The organism is Mycobacteroides franklinii (assembly GCF_001853795.1).
Taxonomy (GTDB): Bacteria; Actinomycetota; Actinomycetes; order Mycobacteriales; family Mycobacteriaceae; genus Mycobacterium; species Mycobacterium franklinii.
The window spans coordinates 1,450,727-1,475,575 of the sequence record NZ_MLIK01000019.1 but is presented as its reverse complement, the minus strand read 5'-3'; the positions used below and the strand labels follow the sequence as shown (position 1 = coordinate 1,475,575).

Genomic DNA, 24,849 nt, shown 5'->3' with positions numbered 1-24,849 from the left:
CGCGCCCGGCCCTTCAGGTTTAGTCGGGTAAACAATCGATATGAAACCGGTTGAACGGCAAGAAAATCTACTCAGATAGCCGTGGGAACTCGGTGGTTGGTCCCTCGTCGTCGTAGTGGGCATTGGGCCGTTGCGCGGGTGCGGCCGCGGCCGCACCTACGGGCTCCAGCAGTGCACTCGGCGGGCGTGGCCGCACGCGCTGTGGCCACCAGAACCACCGGCCCAGCAGAGCCGCGATCGCCGGGGTCATGAAGGAGCGCACGATCAGGGTGTCGAAGAGCAGACCCAGGCCGATGGTGGTGCCGATCTGTCCGATGATCTGTAGATCGCTGACGACCATCGAAGCCATCGTCGCCGCGAACACCAACCCGGCCGATGTGACCACCTTTCCGGTGCCACCCATCGCGCGGATGATGCCGGTGTTCAGCCCGGCGCCCAACTCCTCTTTCATACGGGAGACCAACAGCAGGTTGTAGTCCGAGCCGACCGCCAAGAGGATGATCACGGACATCGCCAGCACCATCCAGTGCAGATTGATCCCCAGGACGTACTGCCACAGCAGCACGGACAAACCGAAGGACGCGCCTAGCGAGAGCGCCACGGTACCGACGATCACCAAAGCCGCGATGAAACTTCGGGTGGTAATGAGCATGATGATGAACACCAGGCAGATCGCCGCAATACCCGCGATCAACAGGTCGTATGTCGAGCCGTCTTTCCAGTCCTTGGCCGTCGACGCGGCCCCCGCGATATAGACCTTGCCACCGACAAGAGGCGTCCCCTTGAGCGCTTCCTCAGCCGCGTTCCGCACCTGCTCGATCCGCGTTATGCCCTCCGGCGACATGGGGTCACCGTTGTGAGAGATGATGAACCGCACCGTCTTTCCATCCGGTGATAGGAACGAGCTCATGGCGCGCTTGAAGTCTGGATTGCTGAACACCTCGGGAGGCAGGAAGAACGAATCGTCGTTCTTCGACGCGTCGAAGGCCTGACCCATTGCCATAACGTCGTCGGTGGTCTCATCCATCTGGGCGAACTGGCCCGACATGGTGGCGTACATGGTGAGCACCGAGGTCCGCATGCTCTGCATGACCTCGATCATCTGCGGGAACTGAACGAGCAGCTGCGGCATGATCGCGTCCAGCTTGTCCATGTTCTTGACGAGCTCGACCAGCCCGTCGTCAAGCGCATCCGCACCGTCCAGGGCATCAAAAATCGACCTGATGGACCAGCAGATCGGGATGTCGAAACAGTGCTTGTCCCAATAGAAATAATTACGGATCGGTCGAAGGAAGTCGTCAAAGAGAGCGATGCTGCCGCGCAGGTCGTCGGTCATCTGCTGCACCTCGTGCGTGTCGGCCGTCATCCGATGTGTCGTCTCCGACATCTTCTTCATCACGCCATATGTGCGCTGCATCGTCGAGATCATCTTGCCCATATCGTCGGCCTGCTTTTGCATGTCGCCGATCCGCTTCTTCTGAAAACGCTGCGCCTGCACCTGTCCGGCACTTTGCAGACTCAGCAAGAAGGGCACCGAGGTGTTGGCGATCGGTGTTCCCTCTGGGCGGGTAATTCCCTGCACGCGCGAGACTCCACGCACCTTGAAGATGGCCTTGGCCACCTTGTTCAGCACCAGGAAATCCGCAGGGTTCCGAAGGTCCCGGTCGGTTTCGATCAGCAACACGTCGGGCGTGAGCCGCGACTCGGAGAAGTGGCGTTGAGCCGCGGCGAATCCCTGGTTCGCCGGAATATCGCTGGAGATGTAGAGCCGATCGTTATAGCTCGTCTTGTAGCCCGGCAGGGTGGATAGTCCGACCAGTGCCGCCACCAGCGAGGCCACCAGAATCGGCGCGGGCCAGCGGACCACTGCCGTGCCAATTGCGCGCCACCGCTGAACCCGCAACTTGCGCTTGGGTTCGAGCAGACCGAATCGGCTTGCCACCGCGATACCCGCGGGGACCAAGGTCACCGCGACAGCCACCGCCGCAAGCATGCCGATGGCGCACGGAACACCCATCGTCTGGAAGTAGGGCAACCGGGTGAAGTGCAGACACAGGATGGCTCCGGCGATGGTCACACCGGATGCCAAGACCACAGGGGCGACGCTGCGATACGTGGTGTAGTAGGCCATCTCCCGGTCTTGGCCCGCCTGGCGCGCCTCTTGATATCGGCCGAAAAAGAAGATCCCGTAATCGGTGCCGGCCGCGATGCTCAGGAAGACCAGCATGTTGACGGCGAAGGTCGAGAGCACGAAAAAGTCGTGGTGGCCGAGATACGCGACGATGCCACGAGCCGCTGCCAGCTCGACTCCCACCATGATCAGCAGCAGGATCACCGTGATGACGGAGCGATAGAGGATCAGTAGCAGCGTGAAGATGATGACGACCGTGACCGCGGTGATCTTCAGAATCGATTTGTTGCCCGCGTGCTGCATGTCCGAGGCCAGCGGCGCGGCACCGGCCACATAGGTCTCGACATCCTTGGGAGCCGACGGCGACGTGCGTGTGACGATCTCGCGGATCGCGGCCACCGACTGGTCGCCCTGCGCAGTGCCTTGGTTGCCCACGAGATTCACCTGCACATAGGCAGCTTTTTCGTCAGGACTCTGCACACTCGACGAAGTCAGCCGATCGCCCCACAGATCCTGCACGTGTTCCACGTGCTTGGGGTCGTTTCGCAGCTGGCGAACCAGCTCGGCGTAGTACTGATGCGCGTCCTCGCCGAGTGGTTCCTTGCCCTCGAGAACGATCATGGCGGAACTGTCCGAGTTCGACTCGTTGAAGTCCTTGCCCATCCGCAGAATGGCCTTCACGGCCGGCGCATCCTGCGGCATCAGTGACACCGAACGCTCATCCCCCACCGTTTCCAGCGCGGGGATCGCCTTGCTCCAGTCCCAATTGACCGACGCCAGCGTCGTATACAGGATCAGAACCAGCCACCCGAGGATGATCAGGGGCGACAGCGTGCGAATTGTCCGCGCGATGAACGGCCGCGAGCGCGCCGAGTCTGTCTCAGCACTCATACCCGGTTTCATCAGTTCCTCTGCAGCACCGAGCGGACCAGGCGCGGCCCCCTCCACCTGCGCACCGCACCGACTGGGCGGGGAGACACCTGCAGCGGCCACCAGAACCACCGGCCCAGGAGCGCCGCAATCGACGGTGTCATGAAGGCCCGCACGATCAGGGTGTCAAACAGCAGACCAAGGCCGATCGTGGTTCCGACCTGTCCGATGGTGAGCAGGTCACTGACGATCATCGAGCCCATAGTCGCCGCGAACACCAGCCCGGCTGCCGTCACGACCTTGCCCGTACCACCCATCGCGCGGATGATGCCGGTGTTCAGCCCGGCGCCCAACTCTTCCTTCATGCGTGAGACCAGCAGCAGGTTGTAGTCAGACCCCACCGCGAGCAAGACGATGACGGACATCGCCAATACCACCCAGTTGATCTGTATGCCGCAAATGTGTTGCCAGACAAGGACTGACAGACCGAAGGATGCGCCGAGCGACAGCGCTACCGTGCCGACGATCACCACGGCCGCCACCAGGCTGCGTGTCATCAACAACATGATGATGAAGATGAGGCACAGCGCCGCGACACCCGCGATCAGCAGATCGTATTTCGATCCCTCGACCAGCTCACTGACGCCGGCCGCCGTGCCCGCCAGGGAGAGCTTGGCGTGCTCGAGCGGGGTCCCCTTGAGCGCTTCTTCCGCGGCGGTCTTGATCGGCTCGACCCGTGAGATACCTTCGGGCGTCGCTGGATCTCCCCGTTGAGATATCAGCATGCGCGAGGACTTTCCGTCCGGCGACATGAAGATCTTCAAGACGCGCTGGAAGTCCTTGTTCTTCAGGACATCGGGCGGCAGATAGAAGGAGTCGTCGTTCTTCGACGCGTCGAAGGCCTTGCCCATGGCCGTCGAATTCTCCGTGGACTCATCCATCTGGGCGAAGATGCCGGACATCGTGCTGTGCATCGTCAGCATCGATTCGCGCGTGCTCTTCATGGTCTCGATCATGATGGGGAACTGTTCAAGCAGCTGCGGCATCAACTTGTCCAGCTCGTCGAGGTCGCCAACCAGGGTCTGCATCTTGTCGGTCACCTGATCAACGCCATCAAGCGCGTCGAAGATCGACCTGATGGACCAGCAGATCGGGATGTCGAAGCAGTGCTTGTCCCAGTAGAAGTAGTTACGGATCGGCCGCCAGAAGTCTTCGAAATCCTCGATGTGATCGCGGAGCGTCCGCATGTCCTGCTGGAGGTCCTTGGTGGTGCTGACCATGCGGTGCGTGGTGTCCACCATCTGACCCATCAGGTCCGACATGCGCTGCATGAGCGCGATCGTCGTCGACATATCGTCGGCCTGTTTGAGCATGTCATCCATGCGCGCCCGCTGGAAGGGCAGGCTCAGTCGCTGGCTCGCGTTCGACATGCTCAGCATGAACGGCACCGAGGAGTGTTCGATCTGCGTTCCCTCGGGCCGCGTAATCGACTGCACGTTGGCGATGCCCGGAACCGCGAACACGGCCTTGGCCAGCCTGTTCAACACCAGGAGGTCGGCCGAGTTACGCATATCGTGATTGGCCTCGATCAACAGGATGTCCGGTGTGGCCATCTTTGATTCCGGGAAGTGCCGCGAAGCCGCGATCAGTCCCTGTGTCGCGGGGATGTCTTGCGGGATGAACTTCGCATCGGTGTAGCTCGGGTTGTATCCGGGCAGCGTCAACAGACCGATCAGTGAAATCGCAATGGTGGCGGCAAGGATCGGTCCGGGCCATCGCACGATCGCGGTACCGATCCGCCGCCAGCGACGTGTCGTCACCTGTCGCTTCGGGTCGAACACACCGAAGCGGCTGCCTGCGGCGATGCACGCCGGCACCAGGGTCAGCGCCACCGCCACCGCCACCAGGATGCCCACCGCACCGGGGATACCCAGTGGCTTGAAGTAGGGCAGGCGGGTGAAGTGCAGGCATGCGATGGCTCCGGCGATGGTCAGACCCGATGCCAGAACGACCTTCGCCACACCCTTGTAGGCGGTGTAGTAGGCCGATTCGCGATCCTCGCCGGCCTGGCGTGCTTCCTGATAACGCCCTGCGAAGAAGATTCCGTAGTCTGTGCCCGCGGCAATGCCGACGGAGACCAGAAGGTTGACCACGAAGGTGGTCAGGCCCACGATTCCGTGCATACCGAGGAACGCGACGAGACCGCGCGCGACCTGCAACTCGATGCCGACCGTGAACAGCAGGATGATGACCGTGATGATCGATCGGTAGAGCAGAAGCAGCATCAGGAAGATCACGCCGACGCTCACCATGGTGATGAGGACGACCGTGCGGTTTCCGCTCTCGGCCATATCCGAGACGATGGCCGCTGGTCCCGTTACATAGGCCTTCACGCCCGGCGGCAACCCCGGGGTGTCCTTGACCACCTTCTGAACGGCTTCCACCGATTCATTAGCTTCAGCCTGGCCAAAACGGCCGGTGAGATTCAATTGCACATATGCGGCTTTTCCGTCGGCGCTCTGCGCGGCACCAGCGGTCAGTGGATCACCCCAGAAATCCTGGACATGCTGCACATGCTTCGGATCATCTTTCAATTGGCGAATGACGGCGTCGTAATACTTATGCGCATCGTCGCCGAGAGAGTTCTCCCCCTCGAGCACGATGACCGCGACACTCTCGGAATTGGACTCCTGGAAAACCTTGCCCATCTGCGTCATCGCCTTGACGGACGGCGCATCCGGAGGGCTAAGTGAGACCGAATGCTCTCGCTCGACGATCTCCAGCGGTGGCACCTTGACGGTCAGTAAGACCGTGATCGCCAGCCAGCCCAAAATAATGAATACCGCACCCCGGCGGATAATCGTCGCCATTATCGGCCGATGCGATTTGACTTTGCCGCCGTCCGCGCTCATGCGGCCTTCAGGAGGCACGAGGTAAACGCGTTGGTTTGGTTTGTCACCTTCTCGGATTTGACCTCATCGTCAACGATGATGCGGCAGCCGATGCTGCTGCCATCACCCTGCGCCATGATGCTGCCCACCGCGGTGGTCTTGCCGATCTCGAATTTGACGGACCACGGAAGCGGGACTTTTTGAATGAACAGGGGGTCGCCATTGACGTCGAAATAGCTGATATCGGCTACGTTTCCCGGCGATCCGAAAACCTCGTAAGACATCTTCTTGGGATCAAACGATTTAGCGTCACTCGCATTCGTATCAGCGTACGAAGGGCGCTTCTCGTTACCGAATACACCATGGAGCCGCGACACCGTAAATCCGCCGATGGCAATTACCGCAAGCACCAGCAGTGGAATCCACAGACGCATCAAAAGCCGAAGAATCGTAACCCTCCTCGTCTATCTCCGCATCCCGGCACCATGCTCGGACCTGCACCATCCCAAATTGCAAAACGCGGAACACCTCAGCGGTGCTCCCCGGCCGTTAAAGATTAGACCATGCATGAGAGCCGCGTATGTACCCGTTGCAGACCCGATATCCATTGATTAGCACGCTATGTGGGATACAGGCGTGTACAGATTTACTGCAAGGAAACCCGAGCAACGATCGTGGCCAGATTTTTCGTATTCACAGAATGGGTGAACAGATAGTTAATCAGCAGCTGAGACCCCTCTTTATGACCTCGAGGCCCATCAACCCGTCCGAGTGACGCCGGTCATAGCGAGACGCCGCCGAGCCAGACATGTTCGCCGGTTGTCCCCACCGTGGTGACCCCAGAAAGCAAACCAGCTTGATCGCTCGGTGACATCCGGGCCGATCCTCGGTGGTGCGGAACGACGATCCTGGATGGGTCTAATCCTTGCCAAGACTGCGAAGCCAGAATTCGCAATGCGCGTACGCTGGCCAACGTGTCCAAAACGTACGTTGGAGGGCGCCTTCGTCAACTCCGGAGTGAGCGCGGGTTCAGTCAGGCTGCACTTGCCCAGATGCTGGAGATCTCCCCGAGCTATCTCAACCAAATCGAGCATGACGTCCGACCGCTGACCGTCGCCGTCTTGCTGCGCATCACCGAGGTCTTCGGTGTCGACGCGACCTTCTTCTCCTCTCAAGACGACAGCCGCCTCATTGCCGAGCTGCGCGAGGTCGTGCAGGACAAAGACCTGGACATCGACGTAGATCCCGCGGAGATCGCCGATGTGGTCGCCGGACATCCCGCATTGGCCCGCGCCATGGTGAACCTGCATCGGCGCTATCGGATCACCACCACGCAGTTGGCCGCGGCGACAGAAGACCGATACACCGACGGCAGTGGTGCGAGCTCGGGGACGGGTTCGATCACCATGCCGCATGAAGAGGTGCGTGACTACTTCTATCAGCGGCACAACTATCTCCATGAGCTCGACACCGCGGCCGAAGATCTGACCGTCCGAATGCGCATGCACCGCGCGGATCTCGCACGCGAGATCGCCGACCGCCTCACCGAAGTGCACGGCGTGCAGATTGCCCGGCGTATCGACCTGGGCGACAGCGTCCTGCACAAGTACGACCCGGGGTCCAAGACGCTGGAAATCAGCAATCACCTCTCCGGCGGACAACAGGTTTTCAAGCTGGCCACCGAGTTGGCCTACCTGGAGTACGGCGATCTCATCGACACCATGGTCGACGATGGCAAGTTCACCTCCGAGGAATCGCGGAAGCTGGCGCGGCTGGGTCTGGCCAACTACTTCGCCGCCGCCACGGTCCTGCCGTATCGCCAGTTCCACGGAGTGGCAGAAGATTTCCAGTACGACATCGAGCGGCTCTCGGCCTTCTACTCGGTGAGCTACGAGACCGTCTGTCACCGGCTGTCCACCCTGCAGCGTCCGTCGATGCGTGGAGTTCCGTTCTCGTTTGTGCGGGTGGATCGTGCCGGAAACATGTCGAAACGCCAGTCGGCCACCGGGTTTCATTTCTCCTCCAGCGGCGGTACCTGCCCGCTGTGGAACGTGTACGAGACCTTCGGCAATCCGGGCAAGATACTGGTCCAGGTGGCGCAGATGCCCGACGGACGCAACTACCTGTGGGTGGCACGCACCGTTGAGCGGCGCGCGTCGCGGTACGGCCAGCCCGGCAAGACATTCGCCATCGGGCTGGGTTGCGAATTGAGGCATGCGCACCGGCTCGTCTATTCGCAGGGCCTGGACCTGTCCTCCGAGGGTGCGACGACGCCCATCGGCGTGGGTTGCCGCGTGTGCGAGCGTGACAACTGTCCCCAACGCGCGTTCCCCGCGCTCGGGCGGGCGCTCGACCTGGATGAGCATCGCAGTACGGTGTCGCCATACCTCGTTCTGCAGGAAGGATCCCACCCGTGAGCAGTGGCCGTATCCCGTCAGGTGGTCTGCGCGAGCTCGGACCGATCAACTGGGTGATTGCCAAGGGCATGGCGCGCGCGATCAGCGTGCCGGAGATGCATCTGGCGACCACGCTCGGACAAACAGGAGTCCGATTCTGGCCGTGGCTGGCCTACTCCGGAGCCATCCTGCGCGGCACCAAGCTGTCCGCCCGCGACACCGAGGTGGTCATCCTGCGCGTGGCCCACGTGCGCGAATGCGAGTACGAACTGCAACACCACACGCGTATCGCCAAGGCCGCCGGTATCGATCCCGCATATCAGGAGCGGATCTTCGCCGGGGCCGGCGCCGAGGGACTCACCGACAAGGAACGTGCGCTCATCACCGGTGTGGACGAGATCCTCACCACCAGAACGCTCTCCGATGACGCGTGGGAAGGACTCTCGAAGTTCTTCGACCGCCGCCAACTCATCGGCTTTTGCCTGCTTGTCACTCAGTACGACGGGCTGGCCGCGACCATGTCGTCGCTGCGGATCCCACTGGATCACTGAATGGGAGCCCATCGCGGCTAGCCGTCCAAGCGGGCGAGATGTTCGGCGCTGTATCGATCTCCGGTCGCAGGCGCAAGGCTGTCGAGACGCGCGAGTTGCTCGGGTAGCAGCTCGATATCCACCGCACCGACGTTCTCACTGACCCGCGAGGCCTTCGTGGTGCCGGGGATCGGCACCACATCGTCACCGCGAGAAAGCAGCCACGCCAGCGCCACTTGCGCGCTGGAAACCCCGATGGTGGCGGCCACCGAGCGAACCTCTTCGACAAGCGCCAGGTTCTCGTCGAAGTTGTCTGCGCTAAATCTGGGCTGTTCTTTGCGGAAGTCGCCCTCCGCCAGTTGATCTCGCGAGCTGATGGCTCCCGCGAGAAAGCCACGGCCAAGGGGGGAATAGGCGACCAGCCCGACGCCGAGCTCCCTGAGCGTCGGCAAAATCTCGTCCTCGATATCGCGGGTCCACAACGAATACTCGGACTGCAGCGCGGTTATCGGATGGACGGCGTGCGCACGGCGAAGCGTCCCGGCAGAGGCCTCCGACAGCCCGATATGCCGAACTTTGCCGTGCTGTACCAGCTCGGTCACCGCCCCGATGGTGTCCTCGATAGGAACGTTCGGATCGACGCGATGCTGGTAGTAGAGATCGATATGGTCGACACCGAGCCGCCGCAACGATCCCTCAACCGCGATCGCGATGTTCGCCGGAGCACTCTCGACAACCTGCGGTCCACCATGCGCATGGGACACCAGCCCGAATTTGGTGGCGAGAACAACGTCTTCACGTCGGCCCGCAATGGCCTTACCCACGAGTTCCTCGTTGACGTACGGTCCGTAGATCTCCGCGGTATCGATCAAGCTGACGCCCAGGTCCAACGCATGGTGCAGCGTGCGGATCGACGTCGCCTCATCCGGACTGTCTTCCGCGCCGATCGCGCGGTAGTAGGCAGACATCGACATGGCACCCAGGCCGATCCTTGATACCGATAGCGCACCGAGCTGCGTGTACTTCATGTCAGTTCTTCTTTCCTCCGGCGGGTTGAGCCGTGGCGCCATTGACCGACTCCGTGTAATAGGCGACCTTGAAGTCGACGACCCTGAGGTCTTCAGTGAGCCGCTCCATGGAGGCCAGAATCCGGACACGCTGGGCGAACAGCAGTTCCAAACGCTCGGCGTGCGTCTCCTCCCCGCCCGCCAGCAGCTCGATGAAACGCCGCATGTCCCGTACCGGCATGCCGGTACGGCGCAACCGCAACATCAGTTGGACGCGTTCGATGTCGTCGTCACTGAATCGGCGCCGACCACCGCCGTCGCGCGGTACCCGCGGGAACAGGCCCTCGCGTTCAAACCAGCGCAGCGCGTCGATCGACAACCCGGTCCGTTGGGCGACGTGCGAGATGGGAAACCCTGCGTTCTGCGGCTCACTTGTGGTCACAGAGCCACGGTAGAACCTGGAGTCGACTCCAGGTCAAGGAAAGATTCCGCGCAGGGCTCCACGAAAGTTGTCGCAGGTACCGGCGACGGCGCCGCCACCGCCGTTGACACGTTCTTGACGCCGTCGCACGATCGGTCCATGCGCTTGGCCCAGGACTGTAGGTAGGCGCGCAATCTCCTTTGCGCGCTGCCGGTTTCAGCCCACTCCGCCAAGCGAAGGTACCCCCGCATGTCCGATCCCGCCCATCAGCTCACCGTCAACGGCAGATCGCTTCAGGCCGCCGATTCTCACGGACTCGAACGTAACGCCGTTGGCTCCTGGGGAGTTTTCGCCCAGGGCCTGGCGGCGGCCGCCCCCAGCGTCGCGGTCGCCACCGTGCCGTTTTCCCTGTTCGTAGCGGCCGGTAAGGGTGCGGCCTGGTCGGCAGTGATCGGCCTGGTGGCTGTCGTGCTGATCGCAACCACCATTAGTTTCCAAGCCAAGCGGACGGTGTCCTCGGGCTCGCTGGGCACATACGCCGGCAACGGCCTGGGGCCCGGCGCCGCGTACGCGGCGGGCTTCAGCCTGCTCATCGGATACATCACCTTCGCCACTACGGGGATCCTCGGCGGCGTGCTGTACTTCGAATCCTTTCTCGAGGCGATCGGGATCCACTCGGAGGCAACCGGATTCAAGCTCGCGCTGGTCGCGGTGATTGTCGCGGTCGCCGTCTACCTGCCCTATCGCGGCGTCTCAATCTCGGCGAAGTACGAACTCATCTTCGAAATCATCGCCACCGCACTGATTCTCATCATCATCGTGGCCTCGTACATCAGCTATGGCTGGCGCATCGACACCGAGCAGTGGGCCCTGAGCAACCTGGGCAACAGCACCACCTTTATCGCCGCCGTCACCGCGGTCGGCGCATACGCGGGATTCGAGAGCGTGGCATCGCTCGGCGCCGAATCCCGCGACGCGCATCGCACCATCGCCCGCTCGCTGCTGCGCGTCGTCTTGATCATCGGGGTGCTCTACATCCTGGCCACCTACCCGCAAATCCTGCAGTTCCGAAACATCGACGGCGACAGCGCGATACTTCCCCAGGTCGCCACGAACGCGGGGGTCGCGTGGGCCATCTACCCGATAAGCCTGGCGGTGACCATCGCATTCATCGTGTTCGTCACCGCGGTCACCAACTCGGCGGCGCGAGGTCTGTTCACTCTGGCACACGAGGGTGCGCTTCCGGCAGTTCTCACGCGGGTGCACCCGGCCTACAAGACCCCCGTCGCCGGTATCTTCCTCATCGGGATCATCGCGACGACCTTCTCCGTTACCGCCACCCTCAGCTCGGTCGGTCGCCTGGTATTCGACGTCTATGGAAACTACGTGGCCAACTGGGGATTTCTGATCAGCTATCTGCTGGTAGTGGTGGCCACACCCCTCTGGTTGTACCGCATCAAGGCACTCACCCCGGCGCGGCTGGCGGTCTCGGCCGCGGCCACCCTGGCCATCGGGTACGTGATCTTCAGCAATTTCTACCCGGTTCCCACGTTCCCGTTCAACATCCTGCCCCTCATCTTCGGCGCGATTCTGCTCGCCGGGTTGTTGCGTTACTGGTATCTGCGAGTCCGCCGGCCAGACGTTGCGGCCCGGATCGGTTCCATCCAAACGCTTTCCGAATCAGAGCAAGAACGGCTGGCCGAACTCGGCATTCTCGAGGTCCTCCAGCAAGAGCCGGTCATCGAACCCGACCACGAACCCGCCGATACAGGAGCTCTCGTCAAATGACCGCCGCCGCCACCTCCCCAGTTCTTGCCTCTCAAGGGGTCAGCGATACCGAGTTCGCCGAATGGAGACGGGTCACCGAACGCGTCGCCGGCCAGCTGGCGGCCACGGCATTGACGCGCGATCGCGCCAATCAAAATCCCGTCGCCGAGATCGGCCTGTTGCGCCACCACGGCCTGTTGTCATTCGCCACCGCACGCGAATTCGGCGGTGCCGGAGGCAGCCTGGCGCAGGCGCTGCAGCTCAGCCGGATCATCGCAGCGGCCGACGGTTCGATCGGGCAGCTGCTGGTCTACCACTATTCCAATGGGGTCTGGACCTACATTCTCGGGTCACCGGCACAGCGTGAGTACATCGCGCGGGGCGTCGGCGAGCACGGCTGGTTCCAGGGCAGTGTCAGTAATCCGCGCGACCCGGGCATCACCGTCACGCGGACCGAAGAGGGCTACCGGGTCAACGGCAAACGGACCTTCGCCACCGGGGTCGCCCTCGCCGACCTGATCACCGTCCTCCTCTACGAAGCGGAACCCATCAACGCGATAATCCCCGGCGACCGGGCCGGCCTGAGGTTCAACGACGACTGGGACAACCTCGGGCAACGGCTTACCGCAAGCGGGAGTGTCGAATTCGATGACGTGCTCTTGCGCCATGACGAGGTTCTCACCGGAATCGCCGAATACTCGGATCGTGATGGATCCCGCGAGCGCCGCGACGGGCTACGGGCATTGTTCAGCCAGCTGATCTTCGTCCATCTATACCTCGGAATCGCCGAGGGTGCGCTCGCCGCGGGCGTGGCCTACGTCAGGGACAAGGGCAGGCCGTGGCCCGAGGCGTACTCCACAGAGGTGACCGAGGATCCCTATCACCAGCAGTTGCTGGGCCGCCTGTCGGGAGGTATCGCCGCGGGTATCGCCCTGGCCGATTCTGTGACAAGAGAATTCGAGCAGACATTGGCAACCGGTGAGGCTCCCACCGAGGCCGGGTGGGGTGCGCTGGCGATTCGGGTGGATCAGGCCAAATCCGTCGCCACCGAGATATCCCTGGACGTGACCCACAACATCTACCAGGCCACCGGCGCCCGATCGACTGCCAATTCCGTTGGTTTGGATATCTATTGGCGCAACGCACGCACACACACCACGCATGACCCGCTGCCGTACCGGCAGCGCGAGATCGGTAGGCACCTGCTGACCGATGAATGGCCTTCGCCGCGCAGCCTCAATGGTCTTGGGCGTCTGGCCAATTCAACGCAGGGCGCGAAGCCGTGACAGACATTCGGTTCCTGCAAACCTCCACCGAACGCGAGCGCGCCTTCACGGTGTTCTGGCGCGCCATGGTCGGGTTACCGCCGCTCGGCGCCGTAGCGGTGGGTGAATTACTAGAAGCTGGAAGATATTTAGGGGCATTTGAGCAGACGGAGCTGGTCGGAGGGGCCGACTCGTACACCAGCTGGCTCACCGTTCCCGGTGGATCGCGCGTTCCGCATGCGGCCGTCACACACATCGGCGTGCTGCCCACTCATACCCGACGCGGAATCCTCACCTCCCTGGTCACCCGCCAGCTCACCGATATCGCGGGACGAGGCGAGATTGTCGCCAGCCTGCGGGCATCCGAAGCGGTGATCTACCGCCGCTTCGGATACGGAATAGCGACCAGCAGCGCGTCTTACCGCATTCAGCGGCGACGGGCAGCACAGTTGAATCCCGTTGACGCTGATGCCATCACGCTGCTCGACACCGCGGCATCGCCGGAGCTGCTCGCCTCGATCTATGAACGCGCGGCGTGGACGGGAGCGGTGGCGCGTCCACCGCAGTGGTGGCGCCTGCACGAGCTGTTCGATGCCGCTGAGCCCGTGAAGCACTACGTAGTCACCCACCCGGATGGCTATGTGCGTTACCGACCACACGACACGACCGAGTGGTTCGGCAGCAGCGCGCGCACCATATCCGTTGACGATCTTGTCGCACATAGCGATGACGCCTACCGGACCCTGGTCGGTCATCTGCTGGATCTGGACCTGGTCGACGTCATCGAGCTCGGAGCGCGCCCCGTCGACGACCCGCTCCCCCACCTCGTGGCCGACCCGCGCGCGGTCACGGTCACCGGTATCCGCGACGAAACCTGGCTCCGGCTGGTCGATGTCGAAGCGGCATTGGCCGCACGTACCTATACCGATAGCGCGCCGGTGGTGATCGAAGTAGGTGACCCCCTGCTCCCACACAACGCGGCGCGGTTCTCGGTGGGCTCGGACAAGGTGCGGCGCACCCAGCACACTCCCGACCTATCGGTCGATGTCGCCGCTCTCGGATCGGTCTATCTCGGGGGCAACACCTGGGCACAGCTCAGGCGCGCCGGATTGGTCTCCGTGCGGTCGGCGGGGGCGATCACAGCCGCCGACGCCCTCTTCTCCACCGGTTCAAAACCTTTCGCCGGTACCAACTTTTAGGAGTATGCCGTGTCATCCACGAGCGACCGCCAGCTTCACCTCCTTGCCTTCGGCAATGTTCGCGCGGGCGGGGCATGGCGGCTGCCCGGTGTACGGAATGGCCCGGCCAATCAGCTCAACACCCTGGTCGCCACCGCGAAGGCAGCCGAGGCGGCCAAGTTCGACGCCATCTTCTTCGCCGACGGTCTGAACTTCGGTCCGGAGGCCACCTGGGCCCACAAAGCCACCGAGGACTACGAGCCACTCACGGCCACTTCCTATCTCGCCGCGGTGACCGATCACCTGGGCCTGGTGGTCACCGGCTCCTCGACCTTCCAGCCGCCGTATCACCTGGCCCGCCAGCTGCTATCGCTCGATCATCTGAGCGCCGGGCGTGCCGGATGGAACCTTGTGACGAGCTTCGCGCAGGCCGCGGCGGCCAACTTCGGCGCGCGGGGCTTCCTTCCGCATGACGAGCGCTACCGGCTGGCCGAGGAGACCCTGCAGGTGGTGAAGACGCTGTGGCATTCGCTTCAGTCAGACACCGTCATCGAAGATCGTGCGGCCGGAATCTACAGCGATATCGACAAAATTCACGTCACCAACCACGACGGAGAGTTCCACAAGGTCAAGGGACCACTCGGCGTCACACCATCCCGCCAGGGGCAACCGGTGATCTTTCAGGCCGGATCCTCCACCACGGGAAGGGCCTTCGCGGCCAAACATGCCGAGGTGGTCTTTACCGGACAGACCGATATCGACCGCGCCAAGAACTTCTATCGGCAACTCCACGCGGAAGCCCGTGCCGTCGGACGGACCTCCGCCCCCTTGATCACCCCTTCACTCGGGGTGGTCGTCGGCTCCACCGAGGCCGAGGCGCACGCCGTGGAAAGCACCGTCTACGAGCACTTCATTCCCGAGTATCAGGCGGGGTGGCTACTCGAGGTGGATGTCAACGTCATCGGCGCCGACCTGGACGGCCCCGTGCCGGTATCGGCATTCCCGGACAGCACCGAGACCCATCAGACGGCCCTGGCAGGATACAAACACCTTGCCACCGTGGGCAATCCAACAGTGCGAGAGTTCCTCTACCGCACCCTGAATGCCTTCGGCACCCGGTTCGTCGGCTCCGCGGAGCAGGTGGCTGATCAGATCGAGCTGTGGTTCACCGAAGGAGCGGCCGACGGCTTTATTCTGAGCACGTCGGGCCTACCCGGTCAGTTCGAGCTGTTCACCGAGCACGTGGTGCCGATCCTGGTGCGCCGCGGCATCTTCCGCGCCGAGTACACCGGTTCGACCCTGCGCGACCACCTGGCCTTGCCGTGGCCGGCTCCGGTACGCGCACCTGCCCTGCTTGGCTGAGTGCTAAACCTGAGCGGCGACCTCGCGCAGCGTTCCGTTCGTGACGTCATACACGAAGCCCCGGACGCTGGCCTTGCGCGGAACAAACGGATTGGCCTTGATCCGCGCGAGAGACTGACGGACGTCCTCGTCCAGATCGGTGAAGGCCTCCGCGGACCATGACGGCTTGATGCCCGTCTCGTCCTGAATAGACCGCTTGAACCCGTCATCGGTGAAGGTCAACATGCCGCAATCGGTGTGGTGGATGAGAATGATCTCCTCGGTGCCCAACAGCCGCTGCGAGATGGCCAGCGACCGGATTTCGTCCTCTGTGATCACTCCGCCGGCATTGCGGATGACATGCGCGTCACCCTCGTGGAGGCCAAGCAGCCCATAGGGATTCAGGCGCGCATCCATGCACGCCACAACCGCGACCTTGCGGGCCGGCGGCAGCGGCAGCTCACCCTTGTCAAAGCTGGCCGCGTAGGCCTGCGCGTTCTTCAGCAGTTCGTCAGTGGTCGACATGGCGCGAAGCTATGCGCGGGCGCCCGCCAGGTCAACGGTTGCAGGCACCATGGTCTGAACCTACATACCGAAGGTCCAGGTTCGTCCGTTCGCGGCGACGAATCCCGAGCTCTTGGTTCCACCGAAGAAGCCACAGGCCACGCCGCCGCCCATGAGTGCCATGCAGGTGCCCTGATTGCCATATCCGTACACGCTGTCCCCCGGGGGGAGCCGCTTGACCTCACCGCGTGGGGGATTCATGGTGCCGGCACCGATCCCCTTCGGATTACCGGGGACATTCGACACGGAGACGTATCCCGTGCCACCGGTGAATCCCGGCAGTTTTCCCAGGCACGCGATACTCCCGCCGCTGTACGTCAAGATGCTGCACCGCAATCCGCTGGCAACAGTGAACATCCGCTCGATGCCCTTGGGTCCGTGACCGTCGTACTCGACCTCGGAGACCACGAAGTCGTATGGGCGCGGAACGCCGTCCGGCAACACCAGTCCCCTATCGCCCAGGACCGTTTTGCCAGAGCCGATGGTCAGCGACTGTTTTCCGTTGTCACAGACAGTGATTGGCCCCGACTCTGCCCGACAGGCGACCCCGTACTTGGCGACCTGCCGACCAACCTCGAGCCGCTGGGCACCCGTCACCCTCGGATGAGTGTCGAGCACCCGGTAAAAGCCGGTCGGCTCGCCCGTACCCGTCCCCATCCGAACCCTGACGACACCCGGTTGCACACCCGGCAGTGCGCCGGCGCAATCCACGCTGCGGTCGCCGCCGACAGCGCAGGCCAATCCGTCCGGCGTGATGAAGTCGCCGTCGAAACCGGGCGTACTCACCGTCGGTATGTCGGTCGGAGAAGTAACCTGCGGGGTGCTGACCACCGATGACGATGTCGTCGTTGTCTGCACGAACGGGTGTGTAGGGGTGCAGGCGGCCAACAGCACCGCCAGCACCCCAATCCCGCACGCGCGCATGCGATCAGAAATTGATCATGTGTCCCGCGAGCCCGTGGAACGCTTCCTGCAGCGCCTCGGACAGCGTCGGGTGTGTGTGCACGTTGCGGGTCAGTTCATTGACCGTCAGATCCCACTTCTGTGCCAGCGTGAGCTCGGGCAGCAGCTCGGAAACGTCGGGGCCGATCAGGTGCCCGCCGATCAGCTCACCGTACTTGGCGTCGGCGATCAGCTTCACGAATCCGGTCGGGTCGGCGAGACCGTGGGCCTTGCCGTTCGCCGTGAACGGGAACTTGGCCACCTTGACGTCGTATCCCTCGGCGCGCGCCTGTTCCTCGGTGAGCCCAAAGCTGGCCACCTGCGGCTGGCAGAAGGTCGCCCGAGGCATCATCCGGTAGTCACCCAGCTCCAATGTCTCCGCACCGGCGATGGTTTCGGCAGCGACAACCGCCTGCGCCTCGGCGACGTGAGCCAGCTGCAGCTTCGACGTGACGTCACCGATCGCGTAGATGTGCGGCACGTTGGTGCGCATCCGCTCGTCGATGGCAATCGCGCCGCGGTCGGTGAGCGCCACCCCGGTGTTCTCCAGCCCGAAGCCCTGCACGTTCGGCGCAAACCCGATGGCCTGCAGCACCTTGTCGGCGACGAGCTCGCTCTCCTGCCCGTCCTTGCTTACCTTGACCGTCACCTGTGAACCACTGTCGGTGATCGACTCGACCTTGGTGCCGGTGAGGATCTTGACACCCAGCTTCTTGTACTGCTTCTCGATCTCCTTGGACACCTCGGCGTCCTCGTTGGGCAGTGCCCGCGGCAGGAACTCGACGATGGTGACATCCACGCCGTAGTTCTTGAGCACGTAAGCGAATTCCATACCGATGGCGCCCGCGCCGGCGATGATGATCGAGCCGGGCAGCTCACGGGTGAGGATCTGCTTTTCGTAGGTGACCACGTTCTCCGAGAGCGCAGTCCCGGGCACCAGCCGCACACTGCTGCCGGTGGCGATGATCACATTGGCGAAAGTCAGCGTCTCGGTCGAGCCATCAGCCTTCTTGACCGCCAAGGTGTTGGCGTCGGTGAAGGTACCGACCCCCTCGTACTCGGTGATCTTGTTCTTTTTCATCAGGAAGTGCACACCGGCCACGCGTCCCTCGGCGACCTTGCGACTCCGGTCGAATGCGGCACCGAAATCGAATGTTGCCTCACCGCTAATGCCGAAGGTCTTGGCTTCCTTGGTGAAGATGTGGGCCAGCTCCGCGTTGCGCAGCAGCGCCTTGGACGGGATACACCCGACATTGAGGCAGACTCCGCCCCAATATTTCTCCTCGACGATGGCTGTTGTCAGGCCCAGCTGGGCAGCGCGAATGGCCGCGACATAGCCACCGGGACCAGCTCCGAGAACGACGACGTCATAGTGTGCAGTCACGCACTCCACACTAGTAGGACGACGTCAGGCGGGGAGCGTCAAGCCCGGTCTCGGTACTGAATACCCCAACTGCGCAGCGGCTCCGGGCACAGTGATTGAACACCGGGCACCGAAGGTGCGGTGCACGCCACATAGCCATACTTGACACCCGTCGCCGCCACCGAAATGGCGGGCGCCGTCAAGACGGCGAACGCGAGGGCGACGATTATCGGGCGCGGTTCGACCATGGCCAGCAATAGGGCGACCAGCACGCAGGCAAATACCCAGACCAACACGTACACGACCGCGAGGATCCGATCATGCGGCAGCAGTGTCTCGAACCAGTTCTGGTACAGCAGTAGCCCCATCGCACCAGCAGGAATCCACGTTCCCAGCAGTACCAGCAACAGCACCCAGCGCTTCAGGAAGGCGGGTTCCCGCTCCGCAGGCACCCGGACCGGCATGGCGGGCTCGTCGCCGACCACGGGAACCGCACCGGTGTACGGATCGGGGGTCATCGATTCGGCCCGTGACCCACGGGTGGGCGCCGGCATCGCGCCGGTGCGGTCGTTGTCGACGTCGAAGGCTTCGGTCAGCGGCAGAGCGTCAGTGTCGATCCGGCCGGTGGGGAGGAGGTCGTCGTCATCGTCCTTGAACGCCGAGAACGCGGTGAACGTGGCGGTGTCCAGGCCGTCCCGGACCTTGCCATCATCGATCGGCACCGCCAACGGGTCGGCAAGGTCACCCTCGACGACACTCGGCCGATCCACCTCGTCAACCAATTCCGTCGCAGCGCCGTCTACCTCTGCGCCCGTCTTCTCGACTGTATTTTCTGCGTTTTTGTCAGACACCCTGAATCACCTGTATCGCCGCCAGAATCCCGAACCACCCAGGAGCGATCGCCAGGGTGAAGGCCGCCACTGCCGTCATCCATTTGCGAGTGGACGCGATCAAGATCAGAAACCCGATCAGGCTCGGCACCGCCACGATCAGGCCGATAACGAGGTCTGGTCGCACAGACTGATGCGCGACCAGGACACTCGACATTCCGGCGCCAAGTCCTACTGCTATCCCCAGCAGCATCGCGCTAGCGACGACTTGCGCACGTGGCAGTGGTATCACGAGAAAGCTCCTGCTCGGTGTTTTACATACGCCCCCGGGCCATCTTCGACCATACTGCGATCACTGGCACACTGGCTCAAATGACGTCGGCGCGCCGCTCCCCGGACCCATATCTCTGGCTCGAGGATATCGGCGGTGATGAGCCGCTGAACTGGGTGCGCGAGCGTAACGCAACGACCACCAGCGAGTTTTCCGGTACACGTTTCGACGAGATGCGCGGCGAGGCACTGGCGATCCTCAACACGGACGCGCAAATCCCATATGTGCGCCGCCGGGGCCCGTACCTCTACAACTTCTGGCGCGACGCAAACAACGCCCGCGGCCTTTGGCGGCGAACCACTTTGGACCGCTACCGGCAAAATGATCCCGAATGGGACGTCATCATCGACGTCGACGCCCTGGCCGCCACCGAGGACGAGAACTGGGTATGGGCCGGGGCTGCCGTATTGCGGCCCGATTTCCGCCGTGCGCTGGTCAGTCTGTCGCGTGGCGGGTCGGACGCGGTGGTCGTACGCGAATTCGATCTGCAAACAAGGCAGTTCGTGACCGACGGGTTCGCGTTGCCCGAGGCCAAGACTCACATCGGATGGATCGACGCGGACACTGTCTTCGTGGGCACAGATTTCGGGCCCGGCAGCCTCACAGACTCGGGATATCCCCGCCTGGTCAAGCGCTGGAAACGCGGTCAATCAGTCGACGACGCGGAACTGGTCTTCAGCGGTGAGGCCTCAGACGTGATGGTGGGCGCGAGCTTTGACGACACACCGGGCTTCGAACGCACCCTGATCAGCCGGTCCACCGACTTCTTCAACTCCGAAGTACACGAGCTGACCACCGACGGCGAGCTGCTGCGCATTGACGTCCCCACCGATGCCTCGGTATCGGTGCACCGCGAGTGGTTGCTCATCGAACTCAAGTCGCCGTGGCAGGTCGATGACACCGAATATGCGGCCGGCACGCTACTAGCGGCCCGATACCGGGATTACGTCGCCGGCAGCCGTGCACTCACCCCGGTGTTCGTTCCCGACGAGCATGCGAGCCTGCACCACTACGCGTGGACCAGGGAGCGACTGACGGTCGCGATCCTGCGCGATGTGGCCACCGAGATCCTGGTGTTCACTCCCGGTGACTGGCACTTCGAACCACTGACCGGTGTTTCGGACAACGCCACCACACAGATCGTCGCGATCGATGACCTGGGCGACGAGATATTCCTCGACACTTCGGGTTTCACTCAGCCGTCCACGCTGCTGCGCGGTGAAATCGGGGAAGCGGGCGCCGCTCAGGCGTCCGTATCTCCCATCAAGTCGGCACCGTCCTTCTTCGACGACACCTCATTTGACGTGGCCCAATACTTCACACAGTCCGACGATGGCACGTCCATCCCGTATTTTGTGGTGCGCGCCAAGGGATCTGACGCGGCCGGCCCTACTTTGCTCGGCGGCTACGGCGGCTTCGAGGTCGCAAGGACGCCCGGGTATGACGGTGTGCTGGGCAAGCTGTGGCTGTCCCGGGGTGGCACGTATGTTCTGGCCAACATCCGCGGCGGCGGCGAGTACGGGCCGGTGTGGCACACCCAGGCGATGCGCGAGGGCCGCCATCTGGTGTACGAGGACTTCGCCGCGGTGGCGCGGGATCTGGTGGCCCGCGGCATCACCACCGCGGCACAACTGGGTGCCCAGGGCGGCAGTAACGGCGGCCTGCTGATGGGGGTCATGCTCACGGCGTACCCGGAGCTATTCGGCGCGCTGGTATGCCAGGTGCCGCTGCTGGACATGCGGCGCTATCACCTGCTGCTGGCCGGGGCGTCCTGGGTTGCCGAGTACGGCGACCCGGACAACCCCGATGACTGGGAGTTCATCTCGAAATACTCTCCCTACCAGAATATTTCGTCCGATCGGCGGTACCCGCCGGTTCTGGTGACCACGTCCACCCGCGATGACCGAGTCCATCCCGGGCACGCGCGCAAAATGACCGCCGCCCTACAGGAAGCCGGGCAACCGGTCTGGTACTACGAGAACATCGAGGGTGGCCACGGCGGCGCGGCCAACAACGAACAGTCGGCATTCAAGGCGGCGTTGGCCATCGAGTTCCTGTGGCGCCAGTTGGCACCCTGACCCGAAATCTCAGGGCGATCCCCGATGCCCTCGAGCCTTCCCGCGGCGCAGGATGGCCGTATGAGCCAATCCAACACCGTTCCACCGTGGGTCAACACAATGGTCAGGGGCCTACTCCGCAGCCCGCTACACCCCGTACTCAGTGGCAACATCGCGCTGTTCACTTTCACCGGCCGCAAGAGCGGCAAGGAATACAACGTCGCCGCCACCTACGTTCGTGACGGCGACGTGCTGACGGTCTTCACCGATAGGGCCTGGGCCAAGAATCTGCGCGACGGCCGGCCGGTGACGGCACTGGTGCGCGGCAAGCGTCTCGATGGCACCGCCGAGTTGTCCACCGGGCCGCAGATCGCCGGGCCGCTGGCTCAACTCCTGCATCAGGTGCCGAGAGATGCCAAGTATCACAACGTGCGCCGCAATCCTGACGGCAGCCTGAACCAGGCAGATATCGACCGCGCGGCCGCCAACGAAAGCATGGTGACGGTACGCCTGTCGTGACGCGCATCACTGAGCGCGGACAGCAGTTCTGCACATCACGTCGCCGCAGCAGCCAGTCTCGAGTAACGGCACATTCACTCACATGCAGTTTGCTCGATGGATCTCCACTCCCGCAAACAGCGATCCATCACCGGCCGCAAAACCGCAGCTCAAAGGTGCTAACTGTAGCTAGCATTATGTAAATCGCCAGCTATCCCCCCAGTTCAAACACATGCATTAATCGACAGACAAGCTCCTCGTCGTCGAGACCCGTTACCGAAATCGAGACCTAGCCGTTACCGTCACGGGTTGTTGCCGCCGAGTGAGCTCAGCTAGCGTGGTAACTAACTGAAATATTGGCCACGGCAAAGCCGCCTGGCCGGCGAAGGTACTCACCGCCGTTGTAGGCGCACTGATGCGCTTCCGAATGACTGGTAGTTAGAGCCCGAATGCCGTGAGGTGCACGATGACGAAAGACCTATTTGTTGGGTTGAGCGAGAACGGCTGGGACCACGCTCCCTGGGACGCCGAACCCGAGTTCTCGCCCTCCGAACTAGACATCCTGTTGGACCGCCGGTTGTCCGTCAGTGACGCCGCTGAACGCATTGGATGCGTGGAGCACGACGTGCAACGCATCCGCGACGCTCACGCGGCCTAACGACGCAATAGACCGCCCACCAACCCCGACACCACGCCAACCGCGATCACCAGGCCGCCCACGGCCATGGTGAGGCTCAGCCAGTGGTGGGCGTTGCTCACCGCGGCAGTGACCAGACTGTCGGCCACATCGCGAAGATTTTCGGTGACGCGGCTCAACGGGCGATCCAGGTAGCGCTGGCCAACCTCCAGCCCCGCCCAACCGGCCGCACCCACGACCAGCGCTGAAATACCCAACCCCGCAAGTCCTTTAGCGCGGCTGCGCACCGCAAGCTGAGTCAGTCCGGCCAGGATGAGGGTCAATCCGAAGGATATCCACACGGCAAGCTGGCCGAAGCGTGCCACCGGAACCAAGCGGCCCGGCGTGAGGCCGGCCAGGTTGTCGTCCGTGAGCGATACCGTCAACGTCTCCGGCGCCTTGATCGAAAGACCTTGCGGTACCAGACTCTTGATCATCGGAGCCACATCGATCTGCCAGCTGCCCCGCGAATCACGCTGCGCAGCGCTCGAGTTCGTAAACAACCATTGGTGCGCCATTCGATTCACGGACGCGAAGTCCGCGCGGAACTGCGGCCCACTGGTGTATGACGCGGTCAACTCGGCCACCTGAGTCTCGTTGACGCGAGAACCCTGCTTCTTGCCCAGCGACACGATCTGAGTGGTCAGCTCCTCGGCGATCGCATGCTGAACCCTCGGATCGGCCGCGGCCGGCGCCGTCAACGCCACATAGCCGTTCTCATCGACAAGCCGGGACTGTGTCCAGGCACCCGCAATGGTCACGGCAAGCGCGGCGGTGGTCAGCAGCCACAATAGGACCGCGAACAGGAATCGCATCGAGCCCAGGTTAGTCCGGCAGGTGGGACCGAAGCGACTTTGGGATCGAGATCTAGTCCGTGAGCGCGCGCCCCAGGATCAGCGAATCAGCCTGACCGACGACCTCGAGGTCCTTGTCGTCGTAGTCGAACTTGCCCAGCACATGGCGCATCGCGTTGACGCGGGCCCGCTTCTTGTCGTTGCTCTTCACCACGATCCATGGGGCGTGATCGGTGTCCGTGAGCGAGAACATCTCTTCCTTGGCCTTGGTGTAGGCGTCCCACTTGTCCAGGGAGGCCAGGTCCATCGGCGAGAGCTTCCACTGGCGCACCGGGTCCACCTGGCGGATCGCGAATCGCGTGCGCTGCTCGGCGGCCGACACCGAGAACCACAGCTTGGTCAGGCTGATGCCGTCATTGACCAGCATCTGCTCGAAAAGCGGTGCCTGGTGGATGAATTCGGAATGCTGCTCGTCTGAGCAGAACCCCATGACCCGCTCGACGCCGGCGCGGTTGTACCAGGACCGGTCAAAGAACACCATCTCCCCCGCGGCCGGCAGATGCGGAACGTATCGCTGGAAGTACCACTGGGTGCGCTCCCGCTCGTTCGGCTTCTCCAACGCGACAACGCGGGCTCCGCGCGGGTTCAGGTGCTCCATGAACCGCTTGATGGTGCCGCCCTTACCCGCGGCGTCGCGCCCCTCGAAGAGGATGACGTGCCGGGCACCGGTGCGCTTGCTCCAGTTCTGCAGCTTGAGCAACTCGATCTGCAGCAGCCGCTTCTCCAGTTCGTACTGCTGACGGGTCATCCGCTCGTCGTACGGATAGTTCTCCCGCCAGGTGTCCACCGCGACACCGTCGGGCGCGATAAGCACCGGATCGTCGTCATCATCGTCATCGACGGTGTAGCCCTGCGCGGCGGCGGTAATGGTCTCGGTCACCAGCGGAAACTATCCCCGGCAATCGTCGCCGGGATGGACATCGAGTGAACGGACGGT

At 62.9% G+C, this 24,849-nt stretch carries 22 protein-coding genes; 9 read left to right on the top strand and 13 right to left on the bottom strand.

Annotation, left to right across the window (positions count from 1 at the left end):
* Positions 1-67: 67 nt before the first annotated feature.
* From BKG76_RS14745 to BKG76_RS14735, 3 genes are read right to left on the bottom strand one after another with little or no spacing between them, the layout of a single operon-like run.
* Complete coding sequence (locus BKG76_RS14745; protein WP_070939246.1) at positions 68-3,022, bottom strand: MMPL/RND family transporter; 2,955 nt, start codon at positions 3,020-3,022, stop codon at positions 68-70.
* Positions 3,023-3,033: 11 nt separating this feature from the next.
* Positions 3,034-5,913 (bottom strand): MMPL/RND family transporter, encoded by a 2,880-nt coding sequence (locus BKG76_RS14740; RefSeq protein WP_070938286.1) that lies wholly within the window; start codon positions 5,911-5,913, stop codon positions 3,034-3,036.
* Positions 5,910-6,326 (bottom strand): MmpS family protein, encoded by a 417-nt coding sequence (locus BKG76_RS14735; RefSeq protein WP_109420750.1) that lies wholly within the window; start codon positions 6,324-6,326, stop codon positions 5,910-5,912. Before BKG76_RS14735 ends, BKG76_RS14740 begins: the two co-directional genes overlap by 4 nt.
* A 540-nt stretch (positions 6,327-6,866) precedes the next feature.
* Between BKG76_RS14735 and ramB the strand changes: the two genes are divergently transcribed.
* Positions 6,867-8,309 (top strand): acetate metabolism transcriptional regulator RamB, encoded by a 1,443-nt coding sequence (gene ramB, locus BKG76_RS14730; protein WP_070938284.1) that lies wholly within the window; start codon positions 6,867-6,869, stop codon positions 8,307-8,309.
* Positions 8,306-8,839, top strand: a complete 534-nt coding sequence (locus tag BKG76_RS14725) for a carboxymuconolactone decarboxylase family protein (RefSeq protein ID WP_070938283.1) — start codon at positions 8,306-8,308, stop codon at positions 8,837-8,839. Before ramB ends, BKG76_RS14725 begins: the two co-directional genes overlap by 4 nt.
* Before the next feature lie 17 nt (positions 8,840-8,856).
* Here BKG76_RS14725 and BKG76_RS14720 read toward each other — a convergent pair whose 3' ends face one another.
* The 3 genes from BKG76_RS14720 to BKG76_RS25460 are packed head-to-tail and all read right to left on the bottom strand — an operon-like array spanning position 8,857 to position 10,479.
* Positions 8,857-9,846, bottom strand: coding sequence for an aldo/keto reductase (locus tag BKG76_RS14720; protein ID WP_070938282.1), 990 nt, complete (start codon positions 9,844-9,846; stop codon positions 8,857-8,859).
* Between the two features lies 1 nt (position 9,847).
* The gene (locus BKG76_RS14715) at positions 9,848-10,267 is read right to left on the bottom strand and encodes a MerR family transcriptional regulator (RefSeq protein WP_070938281.1); all 420 of its coding nucleotides are present in this window, start codon (positions 10,265-10,267) and stop codon (positions 9,848-9,850) included.
* Positions 10,264-10,479, bottom strand: coding sequence for a hypothetical protein (locus BKG76_RS25460; RefSeq protein WP_070939245.1), 216 nt, complete (start codon positions 10,477-10,479; stop codon positions 10,264-10,266). Before BKG76_RS25460 ends, BKG76_RS14715 begins: the two co-directional genes overlap by 4 nt.
* Before the next feature lie 16 nt (positions 10,480-10,495).
* Between BKG76_RS25460 and BKG76_RS14705 the strand changes: the two genes are divergently transcribed.
* Genes BKG76_RS14705 through BKG76_RS14690 form a run of 4 tightly spaced genes read left to right on the top strand, consistent with a single transcriptional unit; the run spans position 10,496 to position 15,818 of the window.
* A complete protein-coding gene (locus BKG76_RS14705) occupies positions 10,496-12,034 on the top strand; it encodes an APC family permease (protein ID WP_070938280.1) in 1,539 nt (512 codons plus the stop codon).
* Complete coding sequence (locus tag BKG76_RS14700) at positions 12,031-13,299, top strand: acyl-CoA dehydrogenase family protein (RefSeq protein WP_070938279.1); 1,269 nt, start codon at positions 12,031-12,033, stop codon at positions 13,297-13,299. Before BKG76_RS14705 ends, BKG76_RS14700 begins: the two co-directional genes overlap by 4 nt.
* The gene (locus BKG76_RS14695; RefSeq protein ID WP_070938278.1) at positions 13,296-14,477 is read left to right on the top strand and encodes a GNAT family N-acetyltransferase; all 1,182 of its coding nucleotides are present in this window, start codon (positions 13,296-13,298) and stop codon (positions 14,475-14,477) included. The genes BKG76_RS14700 and BKG76_RS14695 overlap by 4 nt, the downstream gene beginning before the upstream one ends.
* A gap of 9 nt (positions 14,478-14,486) precedes the next feature.
* Positions 14,487-15,818 (top strand): NtaA/DmoA family FMN-dependent monooxygenase, encoded by a 1,332-nt coding sequence (locus tag BKG76_RS14690; protein ID WP_070938277.1) that lies wholly within the window; start codon positions 14,487-14,489, stop codon positions 15,816-15,818.
* Positions 15,819-15,821: 3 nt separating this feature from the next.
* Here BKG76_RS14690 and BKG76_RS14685 read toward each other — a convergent pair whose 3' ends face one another.
* From BKG76_RS14685 to BKG76_RS14665, 5 genes are read right to left on the bottom strand one after another with little or no spacing between them, the layout of a single operon-like run.
* A complete protein-coding gene (locus BKG76_RS14685; protein ID WP_070938276.1) occupies positions 15,822-16,322 on the bottom strand; it encodes a beta-class carbonic anhydrase in 501 nt (166 codons plus the stop codon).
* A 60-nt stretch (positions 16,323-16,382) separates the two neighbouring features.
* A complete protein-coding gene (locus BKG76_RS14680) occupies positions 16,383-17,285 on the bottom strand; it encodes a hypothetical protein (protein ID WP_131815819.1) in 903 nt (300 codons plus the stop codon).
* A 4-nt stretch (positions 17,286-17,289) separates the two neighbouring features.
* Complete coding sequence (lpdA, locus tag BKG76_RS14675) at positions 17,290-18,687, bottom strand: dihydrolipoyl dehydrogenase (RefSeq protein ID WP_070938274.1); 1,398 nt, start codon at positions 18,685-18,687, stop codon at positions 17,290-17,292.
* Between the two features lie 38 nt (positions 18,688-18,725).
* Complete coding sequence (locus tag BKG76_RS14670) at positions 18,726-19,517, bottom strand: hypothetical protein (protein ID WP_070938273.1); 792 nt, start codon at positions 19,515-19,517, stop codon at positions 18,726-18,728.
* The gene (locus BKG76_RS14665; protein WP_109420748.1) at positions 19,510-19,788 is read right to left on the bottom strand and encodes a putative holin; all 279 of its coding nucleotides are present in this window, start codon (positions 19,786-19,788) and stop codon (positions 19,510-19,512) included. Before BKG76_RS14665 ends, BKG76_RS14670 begins: the two co-directional genes overlap by 8 nt.
* A gap of 80 nt (positions 19,789-19,868) precedes the next feature.
* On the opposite strand from BKG76_RS14665, the gene BKG76_RS14660 reads away from it, so the two are divergent.
* The 3 genes from BKG76_RS14660 to BKG76_RS14650 all read left to right on the top strand — a co-directional run bounded on the left by BKG76_RS14660 (position 19,869) and on the right by BKG76_RS14650 (position 23,040).
* The gene (locus BKG76_RS14660; RefSeq protein WP_070938271.1) at positions 19,869-21,905 is read left to right on the top strand and encodes a prolyl oligopeptidase family serine peptidase; all 2,037 of its coding nucleotides are present in this window, start codon (positions 19,869-19,871) and stop codon (positions 21,903-21,905) included.
* Between the two features lie 24 nt (positions 21,906-21,929).
* Positions 21,930-22,403 (top strand): PNPOx family protein, encoded by a 474-nt coding sequence (locus BKG76_RS14655; protein WP_070938270.1) that lies wholly within the window; start codon positions 21,930-21,932, stop codon positions 22,401-22,403.
* Positions 22,404-22,848: 445 nt separating this feature from the next.
* A complete protein-coding gene (locus BKG76_RS14650; RefSeq protein ID WP_070938269.1) occupies positions 22,849-23,040 on the top strand; it encodes a hypothetical protein in 192 nt (63 codons plus the stop codon).
* Here BKG76_RS14650 and BKG76_RS14645 read toward each other — a convergent pair.
* Together BKG76_RS14645 and ppk2 are read right to left on the bottom strand one after the other, a co-directional pair.
* Positions 23,037-23,873 (bottom strand): hypothetical protein, encoded by an 837-nt coding sequence (locus tag BKG76_RS14645; protein WP_070938268.1) that lies wholly within the window; start codon positions 23,871-23,873, stop codon positions 23,037-23,039. The two genes, BKG76_RS14650 and BKG76_RS14645, sit on opposite strands and share 4 nt — an antisense overlap.
* Before the next feature lie 52 nt (positions 23,874-23,925).
* Entirely contained in the window at positions 23,926-24,792 is an 867-nt protein-coding gene (gene ppk2 / locus BKG76_RS14640) for a polyphosphate kinase 2 (RefSeq protein WP_070938267.1), read from the bottom strand.
* Positions 24,793-24,849: the final 57 nt, after the last annotated feature.